Annotated in this window: 20 protein-coding genes; 7 read left to right on the top strand and 13 right to left on the bottom strand. The window is 67.7% G+C overall.

Translation table 11 applies throughout. The features are described 5' to 3' along the window. Positions 1-267: 267 nt before the first annotated feature. On the bottom strand, positions 268-831 hold the full coding sequence (locus B9Y64_RS07705; RefSeq protein WP_014038375.1) for an adenylate kinase: 564 nt from the start codon (positions 829-831) through the stop codon (positions 268-270). Positions 832-967: 136 nt separating this feature from the next. Here B9Y64_RS07705 and B9Y64_RS07700 point away from each other — a divergent pair, with 136 nt between their 5' ends. The 3 genes from B9Y64_RS07700 (at position 968) to B9Y64_RS07690 (ending at position 3,691) form a co-directional block, all read left to right on the top strand. Beyond that, positions 968-2,224, top strand: coding sequence for a 6-phosphofructokinase (locus tag B9Y64_RS07700; protein WP_100440200.1), 1,257 nt, complete (start codon positions 968-970; stop codon positions 2,222-2,224). 164 nt (positions 2,225-2,388) lie between these two features. After that, complete coding sequence (locus B9Y64_RS07695; protein ID WP_100440199.1) at positions 2,389-3,183, top strand: hypothetical protein; 795 nt, start codon at positions 2,389-2,391, stop codon at positions 3,181-3,183. A gap of 121 nt (positions 3,184-3,304) precedes the next feature. Next, entirely contained in the window at positions 3,305-3,691 is a 387-nt protein-coding gene (locus B9Y64_RS07690; RefSeq protein ID WP_100440198.1) for a DUF488 domain-containing protein, read from the top strand. A gap of 81 nt (positions 3,692-3,772) precedes the next feature. Here the strand turns inward: B9Y64_RS07690 and B9Y64_RS07685 are convergent, their stop codons facing one another. Then, the gene (locus B9Y64_RS07685) at positions 3,773-4,276 is read right to left on the bottom strand and encodes a hypothetical protein (RefSeq protein WP_100440197.1); all 504 of its coding nucleotides are present in this window, start codon (positions 4,274-4,276) and stop codon (positions 3,773-3,775) included. 278 nt (positions 4,277-4,554) lie between these two features. Between B9Y64_RS07685 and B9Y64_RS07680 the strand changes: the two genes are divergently transcribed. Further along, positions 4,555-6,582 carry a sodium-translocating pyrophosphatase gene (locus B9Y64_RS07680; protein ID WP_100440196.1) on the top strand — a complete coding sequence of 676 codons (2,028 nt, stop codon included), beginning with the start codon at positions 4,555-4,557 and terminating at the stop codon, positions 6,580-6,582. 243 nt (positions 6,583-6,825) lie between these two features. Here B9Y64_RS07680 and B9Y64_RS07675 read toward each other — a convergent pair whose 3' ends face one another. The 5 genes from B9Y64_RS07675 to B9Y64_RS07655 are packed head-to-tail and all read right to left on the bottom strand — an operon-like array spanning position 6,826 to position 9,778. After that, complete coding sequence (locus B9Y64_RS07675; RefSeq protein ID WP_100440195.1) at positions 6,826-7,545, bottom strand: energy transducer TonB; 720 nt, start codon at positions 7,543-7,545, stop codon at positions 6,826-6,828. Beyond that, on the bottom strand, positions 7,542-7,967 hold the full coding sequence (exbD, locus tag B9Y64_RS07670; RefSeq protein ID WP_100440194.1) for a TonB system transport protein ExbD: 426 nt from the start codon (positions 7,965-7,967) through the stop codon (positions 7,542-7,544). The genes B9Y64_RS07675 and exbD overlap by 4 nt, the downstream gene beginning before the upstream one ends. 9 nt (positions 7,968-7,976) lie before the next feature. Then, complete coding sequence (exbB, locus tag B9Y64_RS07665; protein WP_100440193.1) at positions 7,977-8,705, bottom strand: tonB-system energizer ExbB; 729 nt, start codon at positions 8,703-8,705, stop codon at positions 7,977-7,979. Then, positions 8,692-9,159 carry a YbaN family protein gene (locus B9Y64_RS07660; RefSeq protein WP_100440192.1) on the bottom strand — a complete coding sequence of 156 codons (468 nt, stop codon included), beginning with the start codon at positions 9,157-9,159 and terminating at the stop codon, positions 8,692-8,694. Before B9Y64_RS07660 ends, exbB begins: the two co-directional genes overlap by 14 nt. A 31-nt stretch (positions 9,160-9,190) precedes the next feature. Continuing rightward, on the bottom strand, positions 9,191-9,778 hold the full coding sequence (locus tag B9Y64_RS07655; RefSeq protein WP_100440191.1) for a biliverdin-producing heme oxygenase: 588 nt from the start codon (positions 9,776-9,778) through the stop codon (positions 9,191-9,193). Between the two features lie 107 nt (positions 9,779-9,885). Between B9Y64_RS07655 and B9Y64_RS07650 the strand changes: the two genes are divergently transcribed. Continuing rightward, complete coding sequence (locus B9Y64_RS07650) at positions 9,886-10,143, top strand: DUF2789 domain-containing protein (RefSeq protein WP_010483993.1); 258 nt, start codon at positions 9,886-9,888, stop codon at positions 10,141-10,143. A 122-nt stretch (positions 10,144-10,265) separates the two neighbouring features. Here the strand turns inward: B9Y64_RS07650 and B9Y64_RS07645 are convergent, their stop codons facing one another. The 5 genes from B9Y64_RS07645 to B9Y64_RS07625 form a co-directional block, all read right to left on the bottom strand. After that, positions 10,266-13,184, bottom strand: a complete 2,919-nt coding sequence (locus B9Y64_RS07645) for a TonB-dependent receptor domain-containing protein (protein WP_100440190.1) — start codon at positions 13,182-13,184, stop codon at positions 10,266-10,268. Between the two features lie 358 nt (positions 13,185-13,542). Continuing rightward, a complete protein-coding gene (locus B9Y64_RS07640; RefSeq protein ID WP_100440189.1) occupies positions 13,543-14,478 on the bottom strand; it encodes a FecR family protein in 936 nt (311 codons plus the stop codon). 104 nt (positions 14,479-14,582) lie between these two features. Continuing rightward, entirely contained in the window at positions 14,583-15,083 is a 501-nt protein-coding gene (locus B9Y64_RS07635) for an RNA polymerase sigma factor (protein WP_100440188.1), read from the bottom strand. Positions 15,084-15,170: 87 nt separating this feature from the next. Beyond that, positions 15,171-15,647 carry a hypothetical protein gene (locus B9Y64_RS07630; protein WP_100440187.1) on the bottom strand — a complete coding sequence of 159 codons (477 nt, stop codon included), beginning with the start codon at positions 15,645-15,647 and terminating at the stop codon, positions 15,171-15,173. After that, positions 15,647-16,138: a hypothetical protein gene (locus tag B9Y64_RS07625; RefSeq protein ID WP_100440186.1), complete on the bottom strand. Its 492-nt coding sequence runs from the start codon at positions 16,136-16,138 to the stop codon at positions 15,647-15,649. The genes B9Y64_RS07630 and B9Y64_RS07625 overlap by 1 nt, the downstream gene beginning before the upstream one ends. A gap of 184 nt (positions 16,139-16,322) precedes the next feature. On the opposite strand from B9Y64_RS07625, the gene ppa reads away from it, so the two are divergent. Both ppa and B9Y64_RS07615 read left to right on the top strand, forming a co-directional pair. Then, positions 16,323-16,859: an inorganic diphosphatase gene (ppa, locus tag B9Y64_RS07620; RefSeq protein ID WP_005410935.1), complete on the top strand. Its 537-nt coding sequence runs from the start codon at positions 16,323-16,325 to the stop codon at positions 16,857-16,859. A gap of 152 nt (positions 16,860-17,011) precedes the next feature. Then, positions 17,012-18,133 carry an HDOD domain-containing protein gene (locus B9Y64_RS07615; protein WP_100440185.1) on the top strand — a complete coding sequence of 374 codons (1,122 nt, stop codon included), beginning with the start codon at positions 17,012-17,014 and terminating at the stop codon, positions 18,131-18,133. Positions 18,134-18,192: 59 nt separating this feature from the next. On the opposite strand, the gene B9Y64_RS07610 is transcribed toward B9Y64_RS07615, so the two are convergent. Then, positions 18,193-18,402: a hypothetical protein gene (locus B9Y64_RS07610; RefSeq protein WP_014648325.1), complete on the bottom strand. Its 210-nt coding sequence runs from the start codon at positions 18,400-18,402 to the stop codon at positions 18,193-18,195. Positions 18,403-18,489: the final 87 nt, after the last annotated feature.

The raw sequence follows: 18,489 nt of genomic DNA, 5'->3' as shown, positions 1-18,489 counted from the left end.
TCCTACACAGGATGTGAGAAAACTCCAATCAGCTGTCAGGGAATTCCCGATAGCGATGTTCTGTGAACCCGGACACAATTCGAACTGCCAGCCGCAGTACCCGAACCGGTCCTACTCCCCAAGAGGCCATCCCCAAGGGAGCTCATGCTGCGGGGCCCTGAGCAAGCCCTTCGCTGGCGCCTATCAAACGACACAGGCCTGATCCTCGCGGACCAGGCCTGTGTTTTTTTACGCCCGAAGGGCCGGAAGCGTGCCGGCCCGGCCGGATCAGGCCTTGATCGCCGCCAGGATGCGGGCTTCGATCTCGTCCAGCTCACCGACGCCATCGACGCGGGCCAGGGTGCCACGGCCGGCGTAGAAATCGACCACCGGGGCGGTCTGGTCGTTGTAGACCTGCAGGCGCTGGCGCACCGCTTCCGGATTGTCATCGGCGCGGCCCTGCTCCTTGGCACGACCGGCGATGCGATCGACCAGCAGCTCGGTGGCCACGTCCAGCTGCACCACGGCGTCCAGCGGCTGGCCGATCTTGGCCAGCAGGCCGTCCATCGCATTGGCCTGGGCCACATTGCGCGGGTAGCCATCCAGGATGAAGCCTTTGGCGACATCAGCCTGGGTCAGGCGCGACTCCAGCATGCCCAGCAGGATGTCGTCCGACACCAGGTTGCCGGCATCCATCACCGTCTTGGCCTGCTTGCCCAGCTCCGTGCCGGCGGCGATTTCCGCGCGCAGCATGTCACCGGTCGAAATATGGGCGATCCCCAGCTTTTCCTTCAGGCGCGTCGCCTGTGTCCCCTTGCCCGAACCGGGCGGTCCCAACAGAACCAATCGCATTGACCTGACTCCAACGTGTTGAAAACAAAGAAGGTTCGCGTCCCGGACGGTCCGGTATCGCTGCACCGCAATAGCGCCACTTTACCGCATCCGGGTAATGTCCCTGCAATGTCCCCTCCCCCGAGCAGGTAGAAGCATGCGCAACGGTACTCTCCTTTATGCCCAGTCCGGCGGTGTCACCGCCGTCATCAATGCCACAGCGGCAGCGGTGATCGAGCAGGCCCGGGCCAAGGGCATCAAGGTTCTGGCCGCCCGCAACGGCATCCTTGGCGCCCTGCGCGAGGAGCTGATCGACACCAGCAAGGAGAGCGCCGCAGCGATCCGCGCCCTCGCCCACACCCCGGGCGGCGCCTTCGGCTCGTGCCGGGTCAAGCTGAAATCGCTGGACGCCGACCGCGCCCGCTACGACCGCCTGCTGGAGGTGCTGCGCGCGCATGACGTGCGCTGGTTCCTCTACAACGGTGGCAACGATTCGGCCGATACCGCGCTGAAGGTCTCGCAGCTGGCCAAAGCCTCCGGCTACGACCTGACCTGCATCGGCGTGCCCAAGACCATCGACAACGATCTGGCGGTGACCGACACCTGCCCCGGCTTCGGCTCGGCGGCCAAGTACACCGCCGTCTCGGTGCGCGAGGCGGCCCTGGACGTAGCGGCGATGGCCGAGACCTCTACCCGCGTCTTCATCTACGAGGCGATGGGCCGCCACGCCGGCTGGCTGGCTGCGGCCGCCGGCCTGGCGGGCAACGGCGATGACGAAGCACCGCACATCATCCTGCTGCCCGAGCGCGCCTACGACGAGGCTGCGTTCCTGGCCAAGGTGAAGGCCGTGGTCGAGCGTGTCGGCTACTGCGTGGTGGTGGCGTCGGAAGGCATCGCCACCGCCGATGGCCGCTTCGTCGCCGACGCCGGCGGCGGCAAGGACTCGTTCGGTCACGCGCAGCTGGGTGGCGTGGCCGCGCACCTGGCCGGCCGGGTCAAGGACCAGCTGGGCCTGAAGGTGCATTGGGCGCTGCCCGACTACCTGCAGCGCTCGGCCCGCCACCTGGCCAGCAAGACCGACTGGGAGCAGGCACAGGCGGTTGGCAAGGCCGCCGTGCAGTTGGCACTGAAGGGCCAGAACGGCGTGATGCCGGTGATCGTGCGCAGCAGCGATGCGCCCTATCGCTGGAAGATCGAAGCAGCGCCGCTGTCGAAGATCGCCAACCACGAGAAGAAGATGCCGGCCGGCTTCATCCGCCGTGACGGTTTCGGCATCACCGCCAAGGCACGCGCCTACCTGTCGCCGCTGATCAAGGGTGAAGCGCCGCTTCCCTATGGCGCCGATGGCCTGCCGAAGTACGTCACGCTGAAGAACGTGGCGGTGAAGCAGAAGCTGCCGGCCTTCGAAGGCTGAGCTGCACCTGCGCCCTGTGTGGAGCACAGGGCGCATTGCGGCGACCACCGATGCGCCCCACAATCGGGCTCCGGCCCGGGGCAAAGGGGCCGCCGCAAGCCAGACTCGACGCTGCCCGGCCACATGGCCCGGGCCTGTGCTGCCATTTCACAAGGACTGTAACCATGAAGCACCCGATCCTGATCACCGCCCTGCTGTGCGGTGCTGCCGCGCCCGCCTTCGCTGCGACCTGCGAAAGCAACTTCCAGAAGAAGGGCAATCCCTTCGTCGGCACGACCTTCACTTCGTCGGTCACCCACCCGGACCTGACCGTGGCCAGCGCCATCGGCCAGATGCGGGTGATCGCCAAGAACGCCAACATGGATGTCCTCAGCGAGGACGTGGAAGGCGGCTCGATGCTGATCGAAGAACCGGAAACCATGGCCCACAAGCCGATTCCGATGATCATCAGCGCCACCTCTGAAGGCGGCCAGGGCACCGTCGGCATGGTGGTGAAGGTCAACAAGGGCGCCATCGCCTCGGCCGACGGCGTGCGCGAGGAAATGTGCAAGCTGCTCAACCAGATCAAGCCGGGCAAGGCTGGCGAACAGGCGGCCAAGGCCACTCCGCAGGCGTCGGTGGTGACCATTGCCGCCGACCGCTTCGGCTTCCAGCTGCGCAACCAGAACAAGGACAACCCGGCGGCGGTCGAGCCGCGCTACAAGGGCAAGACCTACGCCATCACCGGTCGCATCACCACCGTGCTGCGCAGCGGCGGCACCTACAACACCAGCTTCGACCTGCCCAGCGATGGCAGCATCGACTTTGAGCGCGTGGCCATTTCCTGCTCGTTCGCAGCCAACCAGGCCGCGTATGCGCTGGCCCTGCGCCCGCGCGAGAAGGTCACCCTGACCGGCGTGGTCGACAGTTACGACCAGATCGGCCGCGTGCTGTGGCTGAAGGACTGCCGCGGCAACTGACCACTGCCGGCTTGAGCGAAGGCCCGGATGCGCAAGCGCCCGGGCCTTTCCATTTCCGCAGCGGTTCACGTCTGGCGCACGTGCACGGCAGGAAGATGAACCCACCCGCCAGGAGGTCACCATGGCCCTGCATGTGGTTCGTCTCGGCAGCCCGCGCCAACCCGGCGAGGGGCTGCGCATCGGCACGGTGCGGCGCCCGCCGCGCGGCGTGCCACGCAGCGAGTTCGCCAGGCAGGACTGGTACGACGTCTGGTTCCCGACCCTGTCACCGAGCGCGGAGCTGGTGAAGCAGGCGCATGAAGCAAAGACCACCGCCGACTGGAATGCCTTCTTCCGCCACTACAAAGCCGAGATGAAGGCGCCTGCGGCTGCCCACGCGCTGGATCTTCTGGCCGCGATGTCGCAGCACAGCGACATCAGCGTCGGCTGCTACTGTGAGGATGAAGCGCACTGCCACCGCAGGGCATTGCGCGAGTTGCTGGTGACGCGGGGAGCAACGCTGGCCTGACTGCAGGGTTGCCGGCCAGCGGCCGGCACTACCTCGCACGACGCACTGCAGAGGATCCACGACACGCGTGGATGCACCGCGTCAATTGCAGGCCTTGCCTTCCATCTGCAGCTGCGCGGCGAACATCGTCACCTGCGGAATCTGGCCGGCCGCCGCCTGCTTCTTCGCCTCTTCCAGGTAGATGCGCGACTGGCCCTGCCCATCCAGCTCGACCTTGTTGCTCGACGGCAGGCGCCATACCCGCACTACGGCCTGCTGCGCCGGGCATGCGGCGTTGGGCACGCGGATCACATCATTGAGCTTCCAGCCTTTGTCGGCACTCGGCTGTGCCTTGGCGTAGTCGACGAAGCGCGCGCGTGGCTGGCACTGCTCGCTGGTGCGTACCGCGGAAAAGCGATACGGCTCGGCGGCCTGGCCGGTGAAGGCACCTTCCAGACGCGCGCAGGCCTCGGGGATCTGACGCAGCGTATGCACCGCGCCCACCGCCTGGGGGGCACCCACGGCGCGCTGAAGTTCCGGGGTTTCCGCAGCGAGTGCCGGCACGGCCGGTACCAGCGCGGCGAGCATCAACAGGGACAGGCGCATCGGGGATCTCCTTCAGGACTGTGCGCAGGCTTGCAGAGACTGGCTTAACGGGGTGCAAAGGCCGGTTGGCCGGGCGTGGTTTCAACTGCCCGTCGAGCATGGCTCGACTCTACAGGGAGCGGCACGCATACTGCGGGCACCAGGGAATGCTGAACACCGCCATACGTCGGACGACCACCAAGGTCGGTACGGGTTGGTTCCAGGCTGCAGCCCGTCGTCCCCCTCGTGGTGCCGTTCATCGCCACTGGATGCCTACATCCATTCTGCGGAGGGGTCTAATGCTGGAACGTCACGGGCTGTCACTGGCGCTGGGCTGCGCCATTCTCGCGATCCTGTTCGGAATCGTCTCGGCGCGCTGGATCCTGCGCCAACCCACCGGCAATGAACGCATGATCGCGATCGCCACCGCGATCCAGGAAGGTGCGCGCGCCTACCTCAACCGCCAGTACCTGACCATCGGCATTGCCGGTGTGGTGTTGTTCGTGCTGGTGGGCATCTTCCTCAGCTGGTACACCGCGATCGGGTTTGCGGTCGGCGCGGTGCTGTCCGGCGCCGCCGGCTACATCGGCATGAACGTCTCGGTGCGCGCCAACGTGCGCACGGCGGAGGCGGCGCGCCACGGCATCAGCGCGGCGATGGACGTTGCCTTCCGCGGCGGCGCGATCACCGGCATGCTGGTGGTCGGGCTGGGCCTGCTGGGCGTGGCCGGCTACTACGCACTGCTGCTGCGGATGGGCCTGCCGATGGAACAGGCGCTGCACGCCCTGGTCGGGCTGGCCTTCGGTTCCTCGCTGATCTCGATCTTCGCCCGCCTGGGCGGTGGCATCTTCACCAAGGGTGCCGACGTCGGTGCCGATCTGGTAGGCAAGGTCGAAGCCGGCATTCCCGAGGACGACCCGCGCAACCCGGCGGTGATCGCCGACAACGTCGGAGACAACGTCGGCGACTGCGCCGGCATGGCCGCCGACCTGTTCGAGACCTACGCGGTGACCGTCATCGCCACCATGCTGCTGGGCAGCCTGATGCTGGCCGAGGCGGGCGCCAATGCGGTGCTGTATCCGCTGGTGCTGGGTGGCGTATCGATCATCGCCTCGATCATCGGTGCGCTGTTCGTCAAGGTAAAGCCTGGCGGCTCGATCATGGGCGCGCTGTACAAGGGCGTGATCGTCTCCGGCGTGCTGGCCGCGATTGCGTTCTACCCGATCACCACCGGGCTGATGTCCGACAACGTGCATGGACCGATGGCGCTGTATGGCTGTGCGCTGATCGGCCTGGTCCTGACCGGCCTGATCGTGTGGATCACCGAGTACTACACCGGCACCCAGTACAAGCCGGTGCAACATGTGGCGCAGGCGTCGACCACCGGCCACGGCACCAACATCATCGCCGGCCTCGGCATCTCGATGAAGTCCACCGCGCTGCCGGTGGTGGCGGTGTGTGCGGCGATCTGGGGCGCGTTCGCGCTGGGTGGCCTGTACGGCATCGCCATCGCCGCCACGGCAATGCTGTCGATGGCCGGCATGATCGTTGCCCTCGATGCCTACGGACCGATCACCGACAACGCCGGTGGCATCGCCGAAATGGCCGAGCTGCCTTCGGAAATCCGCGACATCACCGATCCGCTGGATGCGGTGGGCAACACCACCAAGGCGGTGACCAAGGGCTATGCGATCGGATCGGCGGCGCTGGCGGCACTGGTGCTGTTCGCCGACTACACCCACAACCTGCAGGCGGCCCATCCCGGCCAGGAGTTCCGCTTCGACCTCAGCGACCACACGGTGATCATCGGCCTGCTGATCGGCGGCCTGATTCCCTACCTGTTCGGTGCGATGGCGATGGAAGCGGTCGGTCGCGCGGCGGGTGCGGTGGTGGAAGAGGTGCGACGCCAGTTCCGCGAGATTCCCGGCATCATGCAGGGTACCGGCAAGCCGCAGTACGACAAGGCGGTGGACATGCTGACCCGCTCGGCCATCCGCGAAATGATCGTGCCGTCACTGCTGCCGGTGGCGGTGCCGGTGGTGGTCGGCCTGCTGCTGGGGCCACGTGCACTCGGCGGCCTGCTGATCGGCACGATCGTCACCGGCCTGTTCGTGGCCATTTCGATGACCACCGGCGGCGGCGCCTGGGACAACGCGAAGAAGTACATCGAGGACGGCCACTTCGGTGGCAAGGGCAGCGAAGCGCACAAGGCCGCGGTGACCGGCGATACCGTCGGTGACCCGTACAAGGACACCGCTGGCCCCGCGATCAATCCGCTGATCAAGATCATCAACATCGTGGCGCTGCTGCTGGTGCCGTTGCTGTAGGTCCACGCCACGCGTGGATGGCGGCTCCAATGGGGTCAGATCCCTTTCCTGCGGAAAGGGATCCGACCCCGCCGTGGTCAACGCCCGCGCAGGAACGACACCGGCACCATTCAAGATCATCAACATCGTGGCGCTGCTGCTGGTGCCCTTGCTGCAAGGGCTTTCTGTAGAGCCGAGCCCATGCTCGGCTTGACGGGCCCACGGGATCGGAGAGCAGCCGAGCATAGGCTCGGCTCTACAACGTCAACGCCCGCGCAGGAAGAACGACACCGGCACCATCACCTCCACCGGGTCGCCGGCCACTTCGGCCGGCGGCGCCGGCACCGGGCTGGCCCGCTGCACGGTGTCCAGGGTCTCCTGGTCGAGCAGCTCGTAGCCGCTGCTGCGGCCCAGTTTCAACGCCGAGACCGCGCCATCGCGGGCCACGGCGAAGCGAACGTAGACCACACCCTGCTGGCGCAGCCGCTCGGCCTGGCGCGGGTAGCGCCGGTGCTTCTGCAGGTGCCCGAGCAGGCGCCCTTCCCAGCTTGCTTCGGCACGCGAGCGTTCACCCGCCGTGGTCTGCGGTGCGGCATAGCGTGCAGCTGCATCGGCGGCTACCTGCGGCGGAGCGCTGGTCTGCGCGACGTCGGCGTCGGCGGTGTCCGGCGCGGGCGTCGGCTCCGGCGTACGCGGCGGCGGCAGCTCACCTTGTGATTGCACCGGCGCCCTGGGTTGCTCACGCAGGGCCGGCTTCGGCGCCTGCCGCTGCTGTTGTTGCTGCAGCGGCCCGGTGGCGACGTCGCGTGGCGGCGCTGGCGGTGCCTGCGCCATCGGCGCCAGTTCCAGCATCAGTGCCGCGGGGGGTGCCATTGCAGCCTGCACGGGCGCGCGCGCTGCCCACCAGCAGGCCGCGCCGATCAACAGCGCATGCACCAGCAGCACGATTGCCAGGCTGGTCGCCCAGCGTCGCAGCCCACTCATCGTGCACCCTGCTCCAGGCCGACCAGTGCCACCTTCAGATAGCCCGCGGCGCGCAGCGCATCCAGCGTCGCCATCAGTTCGCCGTAGGGCACGCGGGTATCGGCGCGCAGGAACAGGCGTTGGGTGGTGTCACCATGGGTAGCCGCCTGCAACGCAGCAGCCAGCCCATCACGTGCCACCGCCTGCTCGCCGACGCGCAGCGACAGATCGGCCTGCACGGTCACATACACCGGCGCCGGTTCCGCCGGGGTGGCGCTGGCGCTGCTGGCCGGCAGCTGCACCGGCACCGACACGGTGGCCAACGGCGCGGCCACCATGAAGATGATCAGCAGCACCAGCATCACGTCGATGAAAGGCGTGACATTGATTTCGTGGGCTTCTTCCGCTGCATCGTCGCGGTCGGACGCGGTCCTGATCGCCATCGTCGTGCCTCAGTGCACCGCACGCAGCGGCGCTGCTGCGGTACGTGGAACGGCGCGGTCCAGATCACGCGAGACCAGCTGCTGCACGGCCGCCGACAGATCGCCGAGCAGCCCACGCAGGCCGGCCAGCACGCGGCTGAAGTGGTTGTAGACCAGTACCGCTGGAATCGCCGCGACCAGGCCAAGCGCGGTCGCCAGCAGGGCCTCGGCAATGCCGGGCGCAACCACCGCAAGGTTGGTGGTGTTGCTGTGGGCGATGCCGATGAAACTGTTCATGATGCCCCACACCGTTCCGAACAGGCCGACGAACGGCGCCACCGCGCCGATGCTGGCGAGCGCGCCGATACCCCGCCGCTGCACGCGCGCCGTGTCCAGTTCGATGCGGTCCAGGCGCGAGGCGACGCGCTCCTTGATGCCGTCGCGGCTGTCCAGATCCTGCGACAGGCGCAGTTCGGTGTGGGCCGCATCCAGCATCGCCAGCGCAGTGCCCTGCAGCACGCCAGCATCGGCGCTTCCGGAGGGCAGGCTCGGCGCCTGCAACAGCAACGCGCGTGCCGCGCGCAGCTGCCGCGCCTGACGGGCCAGCTCCCAGCCCTTGGCCAGCAGCACGGTCCATGTGGCCAGCGACGCCAGTGCGAGCATGATCATCACCCCCTTCACCACCGCATCGGCGGCCAGGTACATGCCCCACGGGGTCAGTGCGGGGGCGGCCGCAGGGGCCAGGTCAGCAGGCAGCATCGTCTCGGGTTCCATCAGTCTCGGGGGATCCCGCGCGACGGCGAGCCGTGCGCGGGTCCTGGGCGTCGTCCACTTCCACCAGTGCGGTGGGCTCCATGCGCGGTGCCGGACGGCTGAGCACATAGCCGGCGCTGACCGCGAAGAACAGGCCCACGCCCAGCAACAGGCGCCACGACGGGTGCGCGCCCCAGCAGAACAGGGCAAAGCCCACCGCCATGCCGGCGCTGGCGAACGCCTTGCCCTTGCGTGACACCGCGCCCTGTTCGCGCCATAACCGCAGCGACGGGCCATAGCGCGGATGCGCCAGCAGGCGCTGCTCGAACTTCGGCGAGCTGCGCGCGAAGCAGCCCACGGCCAGGATCAGGAAGATGGTGGTCGGCATGACCGGCAGCAGCGCACCGATCACCCCGAGGCCGACCATCAGCCAGCCCAGCACGAACCAGAGCCAGCGCATCAGCGTTGTGCCCGCAGGCGGGAGCCGTGCATCAGGCGAACTCCACTTCGACGTGGCCGTGCACGCTGCGGAACGCGGCGTCGGCCGCGTCGATCACCTGCTGCTCCTGCTCCGCACTCAGCGGCACCGCGTCCAGCGCGGCGGTGAACTCACGCCAGTGGCGCGCTGCGCCATCGGGATGCGCGGCCAGGTGACGAGCGCCGAAATCACGATCCAGGCCGAGCTTGGCCGCCATCTTGTACAGCACGGTGCCGCCCAGGTTGGAGCCTTCAGCCACGTACAGCCAACCCAACGCCGCCGGCAACGCCAGGTCCGCGGGCAGCGCGGTGATGTCCGCGCCTGGCAGGGTCTGCTCCAGGTCCTGCAGATCGCGCCCGACCTGTGCCAGGCGGCGGCGCTCACCGAGATCGGGCAGCAGTGCGTCCAGTGCAGGGTTGGCATACAGCGCATCGATGCTGCGGTGGAAGCGGTACTGCACGCGCAGGAAACGGGCGAAGTTGCTGCGGTCGGCGAAGATGTCGCCGGCCATGATGCGCTTGTCCAGGGCGCCGTGACTGTCGCGGGTGGCGGCCTTGAGGCGCAGGCTGCGGCTGTCTTCAGGGGCGATGTGTGCGTTCATGGGGGAATGCCAGGAGGGTCGTCCTGCTGTAGACGTCCACCGCGGGACTTTCCCCAAGCCCATGTGCGCCGATAATGGGCCATTCCCTTCTTCCACCGGAGCCGACGATGATCACCACCGAACCGCGCATGACCAACCTGTTCCTGCAGCTGGGCCTGGATGCCAGCGCCGAGGGCATCGCCCGTTTCATCCGCGAGCATCAGCTGGCCACCGACGTTGAAGTGGTGGAGGCACCCTACTGGAACGATGCCCAGCGCCAGTTCCTGTCCGAATCGCTGCAGGCCGATGCGGCATGGAGCACCGTAGTGGACGAGCTGAACGAGTCGCTGCACGAAGATGCGGTGAAGGCGGCGACCGGGCTGTAAGCAGGCGCCGGGCATGGGCCGGCGTGGGCGGTTGCAAGGCACAGCAGGTCCACGCCATGCGTGGATGGCTGGAGCCGATGGGGTCGGAGCCCTTCCGCAGGGAAGGGATCCGACCCCTCCGATCAGTACTTCCAGGTCAACGCCAGCCGCGCGGTTCGGCCCGGAGCCGGCATCACCCCCAGGGCCAGCGGGTCCAGGTAGTAGCGGTCGGTCAGGTTGTCCACGCCGGCTTCCACCGACCACTGGTCGTTGAAGCTCCAGCTGGCGAACAGATCCACCAGCGTGTTCGGCCGGTACAGCTGCTGGATCGCCGACAGCCCCACGTTCCAGTCCTTGTCCAGCTTGCTGATCGGGCCAGCGTTGTGGACCACGCGGGTGCCGAAGGTCAGGCGCTCGTCGAACAGGCGCGAACCCAGGGTCAGGTTGACCATGTAGCGCGGCGGGTTCTGGGTATTGGTGTACGAGCCCTCGAAGCCGCCGTCCACGCAGTCGGGCGTGTTGGCCAGCTCGTCGTTCCTGCGCTGGGCGCCGTAGGCACGCCGCTCGGCGGCGATGTCCGGCGCGCAGGTCTTGGCCTTGAAGTAATAGTGCGCGGACAGATCGGCAAACACCTTGCCGCTGTCATAGCTGGACTGGAACTCCATGCCCGAGACCTTGAACCGGTCGACGTTGCGGATCAGGCCAGCCGACAGCGTGCGGTAGTCGCGGGTGATCAGGTCGTCGATGCGGGTATCGAAATACGCCAGCTTCAACGCCAGGCGATCGCCAGCAGTGATCAGGTCATACCGGATGGTGCTGGCGCCGATTTCCCAGCTGCGCGCGCGCTCGGGCTTCAGTTCGCCGACCGGCTTGGCGGCGGTGAACAGGCCCAGCGTGGTCTCGAACAGGCTGGGCAGCTTGGTGCCTTCGGCGTACTTCACGTAGACCATGGTGTCTTCGCTGAAGCGGTAGGCCACGCTGGCGGTCGGCGAGAACGCGCTGTCGCGGCGGCGGATCGGCTGCGACCAGCTCCAGCTGACCGGCACCTCCAGGTCCTGCGGCTTGCCGGCGTCGTAGAAGTTCCAGCCCGCGATGTCCCCCACCGTGCCCTTCTTGTACGGCGAGGCCAGCAGCGAGGCCTGGGTGAAGTTGCCATTGGCATCCGGATACCAGTTCAGCAGCGCGATGCGCTTGGCACGCCACGAAGGCAGTGCCGGGTTGCCGTTGAGCAGCTCGGTGTAGCGGTACTGGCCCTGAACCTCGTAGGCATCGGGCGTGGCCAGCCGGTTGCGGTCGTGCACATCCACCCGGTTCCAGCGGCCGCCGGCCAGCAGTTCCCAGTGTTCGTCGGGCTGCCATTTCAGCGAGGCCACGGCGCTGTATTCCTTGCGCTCGGCGTTGCGCAGGAAGCGGTTGTTGACCAGGTCGTCGTGCATGATCGGGCCCGAGCTGCCCGGGGCGATGTCCTCGTCGCTGTAGGACAGGCCATAGTCGAGCGTGAACACACCGGCACCGGTGTCGAACGTCGACGTATTGCTGGCATCCAGGCCGAAGCGCTTCTGCCGCAGCGGATTGCGGTAGGCATCCTTGTAGCCGGGGTCGCCACTGAAGCTGGGCGCGTCGTACCACTCGGTACGGCGGTCGAAGTACCACGGCGTGATGCCGGTCAGGCTGTTGTACATCACGCTGTCGGTGTCGGTGTACGCAGCGTTGACGCGCAGATCGACCAGCTCACTGTCCGGATTGAAGCGGTAGCGCAGGTTGTAGCTGTCCATGTCGACGTGGCCCGGATCCCACTGCGGAATGCGGTCACGATCAACACGGATGATCTGCGAGGCCATGATCTCGCCAGCGGTGCCTTCATAGCGGCGGTAGCCGGCCTCCAGCGTCTGTGCGTCGTCGATGCGCCAGGTGCCCTTGAGCAGCGCCGACTTCGAGCGCGAGGACGTGTTGAACACCTCGGTACGCGGCGGATTCAGCGGCGCCAGCGTGCGCCGGGTCTGCGGGAAATCGTCGTAGCCGTGCCTGCCCGAGAAGTAGTTGCCGTTGTCGCGGTAGGCGTAGGCAGCGACCAGATCGAAGCGATCCCAGTGCCCGGCGCCGGCCACGTTGAAGAACTGGCTGCCGGTGGCGCTGCGATCGGTACGCGGCGCGGCACTGTAGGACGGCAGGTTGTTGGCACTGCCATTGGCCAGGCCACCGCGCACGCGCACGCCGAAGTCGCGGCCCTCGCGCAGCACGTCACCGATCTTCAGCGTCTCCATTTCGACCACGCCGCCGATGCCGCCGGAGGCGTTGGCCTGCAGGCTCGGGCCCTTGGTGATGGTCAGGCTGGAGATCAGGTCAGGGTCGAGGTAGGTGCGCTGCGACTGGCCGGCATAGCCACGGTAGGTATCCATGCTGGACTGGCCACCGTCGATGATCACCGGCACGCGGCCCTGGCCCTGGATGCCTCGGATGTTGACGTCGAAGCCGTTGCCGACGCGTGGATCACCGGCGGTGACGCCAGCCACACCCTTGACGATGTCACCGGTGGAGGTTCCGCGGAAGCGCTCCAGCTGCGTGCGGTTGAGCGTAGTGGTCGAACCCACGCTGCGGTAGCTGTCGAGCAGGCGCGCTTCATCGCTGGTCGCGCCGCTGTCGACCCGGTCGCCGGCCACGCTCAGCGTGTCGGTGACGATCACACCGCTGTCGGCCTGCACCTGCGACGCCGCTTCCAGGGTGACCGCGTCGGCGCTGACCCGGCGCACCGCCAGGCCACTGCCCAGCAGCAGCTGCTGCAACGCCTCGTTGGCCGACAGGCTGCCGCTGACCGCGCGAGAGGCTACGCCACGTGCCAGCGATGCGGGGTACACCACCTGCACGCCGGACTGGCGCATGTAGCTGCGCAGTGCGTCATCCAGCGGTTGTGCGGGAATATCGAAGCGCTGTACGGCCGCGTGGTCGCTGCTGGCGCTCTGCGCCAGTACGGACGGCGCCGTGCTGGCCAGGCCGGCGGCGAGCAACGCGATGCACAGGCGGGACGGGCGCAGCACGCGGCCCGAGCGGTGGGAGTCGAACATGGAGGAACCTGTCAGGTAATCGGTGCCGCGAACGCGGCGTCATCCGCAACACGGGCGGACACGACGACGTACGTGGCGGCGGCGGGTACGTTCGCCGGGTAAGACGGCTGGGCGCTCGGTAACCCCAAGGGAACTTGCAGTCGCGGCAGGTACCCACGGCAGGTCGGCCGGTTGCAGCGGTGGGTGCCGACCGTTGGTCGGCCAGTTGCAGCGGCAGGTGCCGACCGTTGGTCGGCCGGTTGCAGCGGTGGGTGCCGACCGTTGGTCGGCCGGTTGCAGCGGCAGGTGCCGACCGTTGGTCGGCCGGTTGCAGCGGTGGGTGCCGACCGTTGGTCGGCACACGGGAAATGCCTTGGCTCTAAAGGTGGACGATCGCGACACCGAACGGCAGGCGCGTGACCTGCAATCCGGCCGTCGCGGCCAGCGCATCCAGCGCCTGTTCCGGGCGGTCGATGCGCAACGCCGCACTGACCGCTGGCAACCGCGACAGATCACCGCGCACGAAGGTCGGCCCCGCGCGATAGCGCCCGACCCACTGCACCGCATCGGCCACGCCAGCCTGCTCCAGCAGCAGCTCGCCCTGCCGCCAGGCACCGACGCTGTCGGCGGTCACGTCAGCCAGTCGCGTGACTCCGCCATGTTCCCCGTAGACGGCACGCTGCCCCTGCTGCAGGTAGGTCCAGCCACCGTCAGCCGGGCTGGCCACACGCACCCTGCCCTGCCCGACCTGGGTTTCCACCCGGTCGTCGCCACGCGCAACGGTGAACGCGGTCGAGATGTCCTCGACCAGGCCATTGCCGGCGCGCACGCTGAAACGCCGCTGTACATCCGGGCTGACGTCGAACCAGGCGCGCCCGCGCAGCAGCTCGACCTCGCGGGCGTTCGCATTGAAGCGCACGGCAATCGCACTGTCGGCGTCCAGCACCGCACGGCTGCCATCAGGCAGCAGCACGTTCTGCACCTGATGCGTGCTGCGATGGTCGGAGGTCAGCCGCAGCCACGCCTCCGGCCATGCCACCAGCATCGCCAGCATTGCCGCTGCGGCCATCGCCCAACGCAGCCGGCGCGGGCGTCGACGATCCACGGGCGTGGCCGGCACGCGTGGCCCGATGCTGCGCCACAGCGCGCGCTCGTGTTCAAAGGCCCGGCGATGCCCCGGCTGTTGCAGCCAGCACTCGAACTCCTGCATGCGCGCATCGCTGATGTCGCCCGAGGCCAGCCACGCGATCCAGCCCCGGGCCTGTTCGGCCAGGGCATCGTCATTGGCGGCGGGCAGCATGTTCGGCGGGCTCATCGGCTGGCGGACAGGCGCATTCAAGCGCGGGCGGGGGAACTAGACCGCATCCACGGTCCAGTGATCAAGACGTTTGCGCGAAGGCCAGCCCCAAGCCGGCGCGATCATCGCCCGCTGCGCGCCCAGGCCAGGCGCTGCAGCGCGGTGCGTACGTGATTCTCCACCGTGGTCACCGACACCCCGAGGCGACGCGCGATCTCGGCCTGGGTCAGGCCCTGGAGGCGGTTGAGCCGGAAGATGGTGCGGGTCGGCTCGGGCAGGTGTCCCGCCGCGTCGAGCACGCGCTGCAGTTCGTCCTGCGCCATGGCCTGCTCCTCGGTGGAGATCACCTCGTCCGGACCCCACAGGTAGTGGTCGGCCAGCAGCCGGTTGCGGCGGGTTGATTCGCGGCCATGGTCGGTGGCCAGGTTGGCGGCCAGCCGATACAGATAGGCGCGCGGGTTGTCGATGGCCTGGCTGTCATCGACCCCACGGGCCTTGAACCAGACCGCCTGGATCACGTCTTCGGCGCCGTTGTCACCGCCCAGTATCCGTTGCACGCGACGCAGCAGCGCTGGCCGCTCGCGGATCAGCAGTTCGGTGAGGGTGGCGGCATTGGAGGACATGCGCGGAGCCGGTACGACAGACGGAGGGCGCCGCGCATGCTACTCCGTTAATGCGAATCAGTCACGTTTGCATTTCTAATCGGAGTATCACAGGCAGTCGACCAGCGCGTCATACGTGTTGCCCGTGGTGCCCGGCAGCGGCGCGTGCAGAGCGTCATGCCCGGAACCGGCCGTCTCCCACACCTCCAGCAATTGGCGCAGAGGCGTTCCGGCCGCCAGCGGCAGCTCGCAGGCATAACTCCCCAGATCGACGTCGATCCGACCGCTGGTGCGCACCCCCGTCTCACTGCCGGCAAAGGTCCAGACACAACTGCCCACCTCACCGGTAGCCGGCCGCACCGAACAGCGCAGGCGCATCGCCTGCAGGTTGTAGTACTGCCCCTCGCAGAAGGTATCGCCACAGACGTCGTCGAACCCCGCCACCAGCGTGCGTTCGGCGGCCAGGAAGCGCTCATGGCCCATACCGGGGGCGGGATAGTCGCGGGCATCCACGAACGCAGGCCCTCCCTGTGCGCTACCGGCCAGCAGCACGCCGAGCAGCATTGATCGCGGGAAAATCGGCATCAGCCCATCCCCCCCTGCGTCTGCAGGCAGGCCGGCAGCACCTCGAACAGCCCGTGGTCGAGGCCGGGCAACGGCGCGGCCAGGCCACCGGGTGCCTCCAGTGCGGCATGGAACACTTCGACCGGCACGCCCGGCTGCAGCTCCACCCGGCAGGCCCATCGCCCGTTGTCGGCCTGCACCTGGCCGTTCTCGGGCTGCACTGCCAGTTCGCTGGCCGCCACCACCCAGACGCAGCGCTGCACGGTGCCGCGGTGGGCCAGTACGGCGCAACGGAACTGCATCACGCGGTAGTTGGAATAGTCGCCCTCGCAGAGGGTATCGGCGCACAGCGCGCTGAACTCACCGGCCAGGGCCGCTTCCAGCTCGAAGGCGCGGTCCCAGTTCGCCTCCGGGCGGGGGTAGTCGATCAGGTCCACATGCGGGCCGCGCGCCAGGCACGGCAGCGAGGCAGACAGCGCGATGGCGCCACAGCACCAGGTTTTCCAGGACATGACAGGACTCCTCGGGGATGAGTCTGCAGCCTGCGCCGTGGCGCCCGATGTCCCCATCGGGATACCCCGCGCCGACGGGTGGTCCGCCACCGCGACGGCCGGTCGGCGCTGCGCCCCTGCACAGCGCCCGGCAAAGGCATAAAATGGTGAGCTATCCGTCTACATCCCCCACCTGGAGCACACCATGGGTCTGGAACTCGTCTCGCCCGGCAAGAACCCGCCGGAAGAAATCAACGTCATCATCGAGATCCCGAAGGACTCGGAGCCGGTGAAGTACGAAGTGGACAAGGAAACCGGCGCGATCTTCGTCGACCGCATCCTGTCCACGCCGATGCGCTACCCGTGCAACTACGGCTACGTGCCGAGCACCCTGTGTGGCGATGGCGATCCGGCCGACGTGCTGGTGGTCCTGCCGCTGCCGCTGGTGCCGGGCTCGGTGGTGCGCTGCCGTCCGGTCGGCGTGCTGAAGATGAGCGATGAGGCAGGCAGCGACGAGAAGATCCTGGCCGTGCCGGTCTCGAAGATCTTCAGTGGCTACGCCCACGTCGAGGACATCGCCCAGGTCTCGAGCCACTGGCTGGAGCGCATCGGCCACTTCTTCGAGCACTACAAGGACCTGGAGAAGGGCAAGTGGGTCAAGCTGGACGGTTGGGGCGGCGCCGCTGAGGCCAAGCAGATCCTGATCGAGGCGCACCAGCGCCATCTCGACAGCAAGGCCTGAGCCTGAACCGGATCGCTCCGGCGGCACCCTGCCGGAGCGATGCGGGTCACGTTTCATGATGACGGCACATCACTCTTGCTGCCGTATTAGGTAAATTGCGTCACTTCACACGTCATCGACATCCATCGTCGAGACAGCCAGGGGAATGTGTCGTGCGTATTCTGCTTGTTGGGGATGCAGCCAGCCTGCCGGCTGAGCTGACCGAATTCATTGCCGATCTTGGGGAAGACTGGCAGCCGCTAACCGCCACCGATGGCCAGACCGCGATGACTGCGGTGGCTACACAGGGCGTGGACGCGGTGATCGTCTGCCCGCAGTTGCCCGATCTCAATGCCACCACGCTGCTGGGGCAGATCCGGACACTGCGCCCGGAGACCATCCGCATCGCGCTGATCGATGCGCAGCATGGCAACCGCCCGCCGCCGGCGCGCCTGATCGGTGTCGCCCACCGTTTCCTGCCGCTGCCACTGGCACCGGAAGTGCTGCTGGAGGCGCTGACCAGCCTGGAAGAACTGCGCGAAGTGCTGGACAGCCCACGCCTGCGCGATGCCATCGGCCGTATCGAGAAACTGCCCTCGCCGCCGCACCTGTACCTGAGCCTGACCCAGGCCCTGGAACACGACGACGATGCCGACAGCGCCGATGTGGCCAAGCTGGTTGCCGCCGATCCGGCCATCGCAGCCAAGGTGCTGCAGCTGTCGAATTCGGCGTTCTTCAGCCAGGGCCGCACCATTGCCGACCTGCGCACCGCTGTCACCCGGCTGGGCCTGGCCACGCTGCGTGACCTGGTGCTGGCCAGCGAAGTGTTCTCCGCGCCGACGCTGTCGGCCGCCGAGCGCAACTCGCTGCAGCAGCGTGCACTGCTCGCCTCGCGCCTGGCGGCACGCCTGCTGCCCGAATCCAGTGCCGAACTGGGCGCGACCGCCGCACTGCTGGCCGACATCGGCCTGCTGCTGCCGGGGGTGCGCAACGAACGCAGCGAGCCCACGCTGGCCGCTGACACCCGCCCCGGCCATGCCGAGGCCGGCGCCTACCTGCTGGGCCTGTGGGGCCTGCCGATGCCGATCATCGAAGCGGTGGCATTCCACCTGCAGCCGCAGCGCGCCAATACCCGCAGCTTCTGGGTGACCGGCGCGGTGCACGTGGCCCTGGCGCTGGTCAATGGCGATCCGGTGGACGAGGACTACCTGCAGCGCGCAGGTGTGCTGAACAAACTGCCGCAATGGCGCGAACACGCCAATGCGCTGATGGGGCTGGTGCCCAGCGACGCCTGAACGCGCTGCACGATTTCCGGATGACAGAGGGCGCACCCGCAAGGTGCGCCCTTTCCACGTCAGCGCGTACCGCAGGCGTCCTGCACGCAACGCCGGTACTGCGACTCGCAGATGACCGGTGACTTGCCGCTGGCCAGGCACTGCTGGCGGAACTCTTCGCAGTAGAGCCCACCGCCGCAGACCCCGAGGCCCTGCGCGAACACCGCGCCCACCAGCGTTGCATAGATCAGTGCAGCGGCTGATGCCTGGCGCAGCAACGTGTTCTTCATATTCCTCTCCACATGCAGGCGTCCGGTATTGGACTTCCTGACTGTGTTGAATACGACAGGACGGGACCGTGACTGCGCTCACCTTCC

This window comes from Stenotrophomonas maltophilia (assembly GCF_002799245.1).
In the GTDB taxonomy this organism is placed as follows: Bacteria; Pseudomonadota; Gammaproteobacteria; order Xanthomonadales; family Xanthomonadaceae; genus Stenotrophomonas; species Stenotrophomonas maltophilia_S.
Note: the sequence above shows the minus strand (reverse complement) of the source record. Positions and strands in the feature narration are given on the sequence as shown.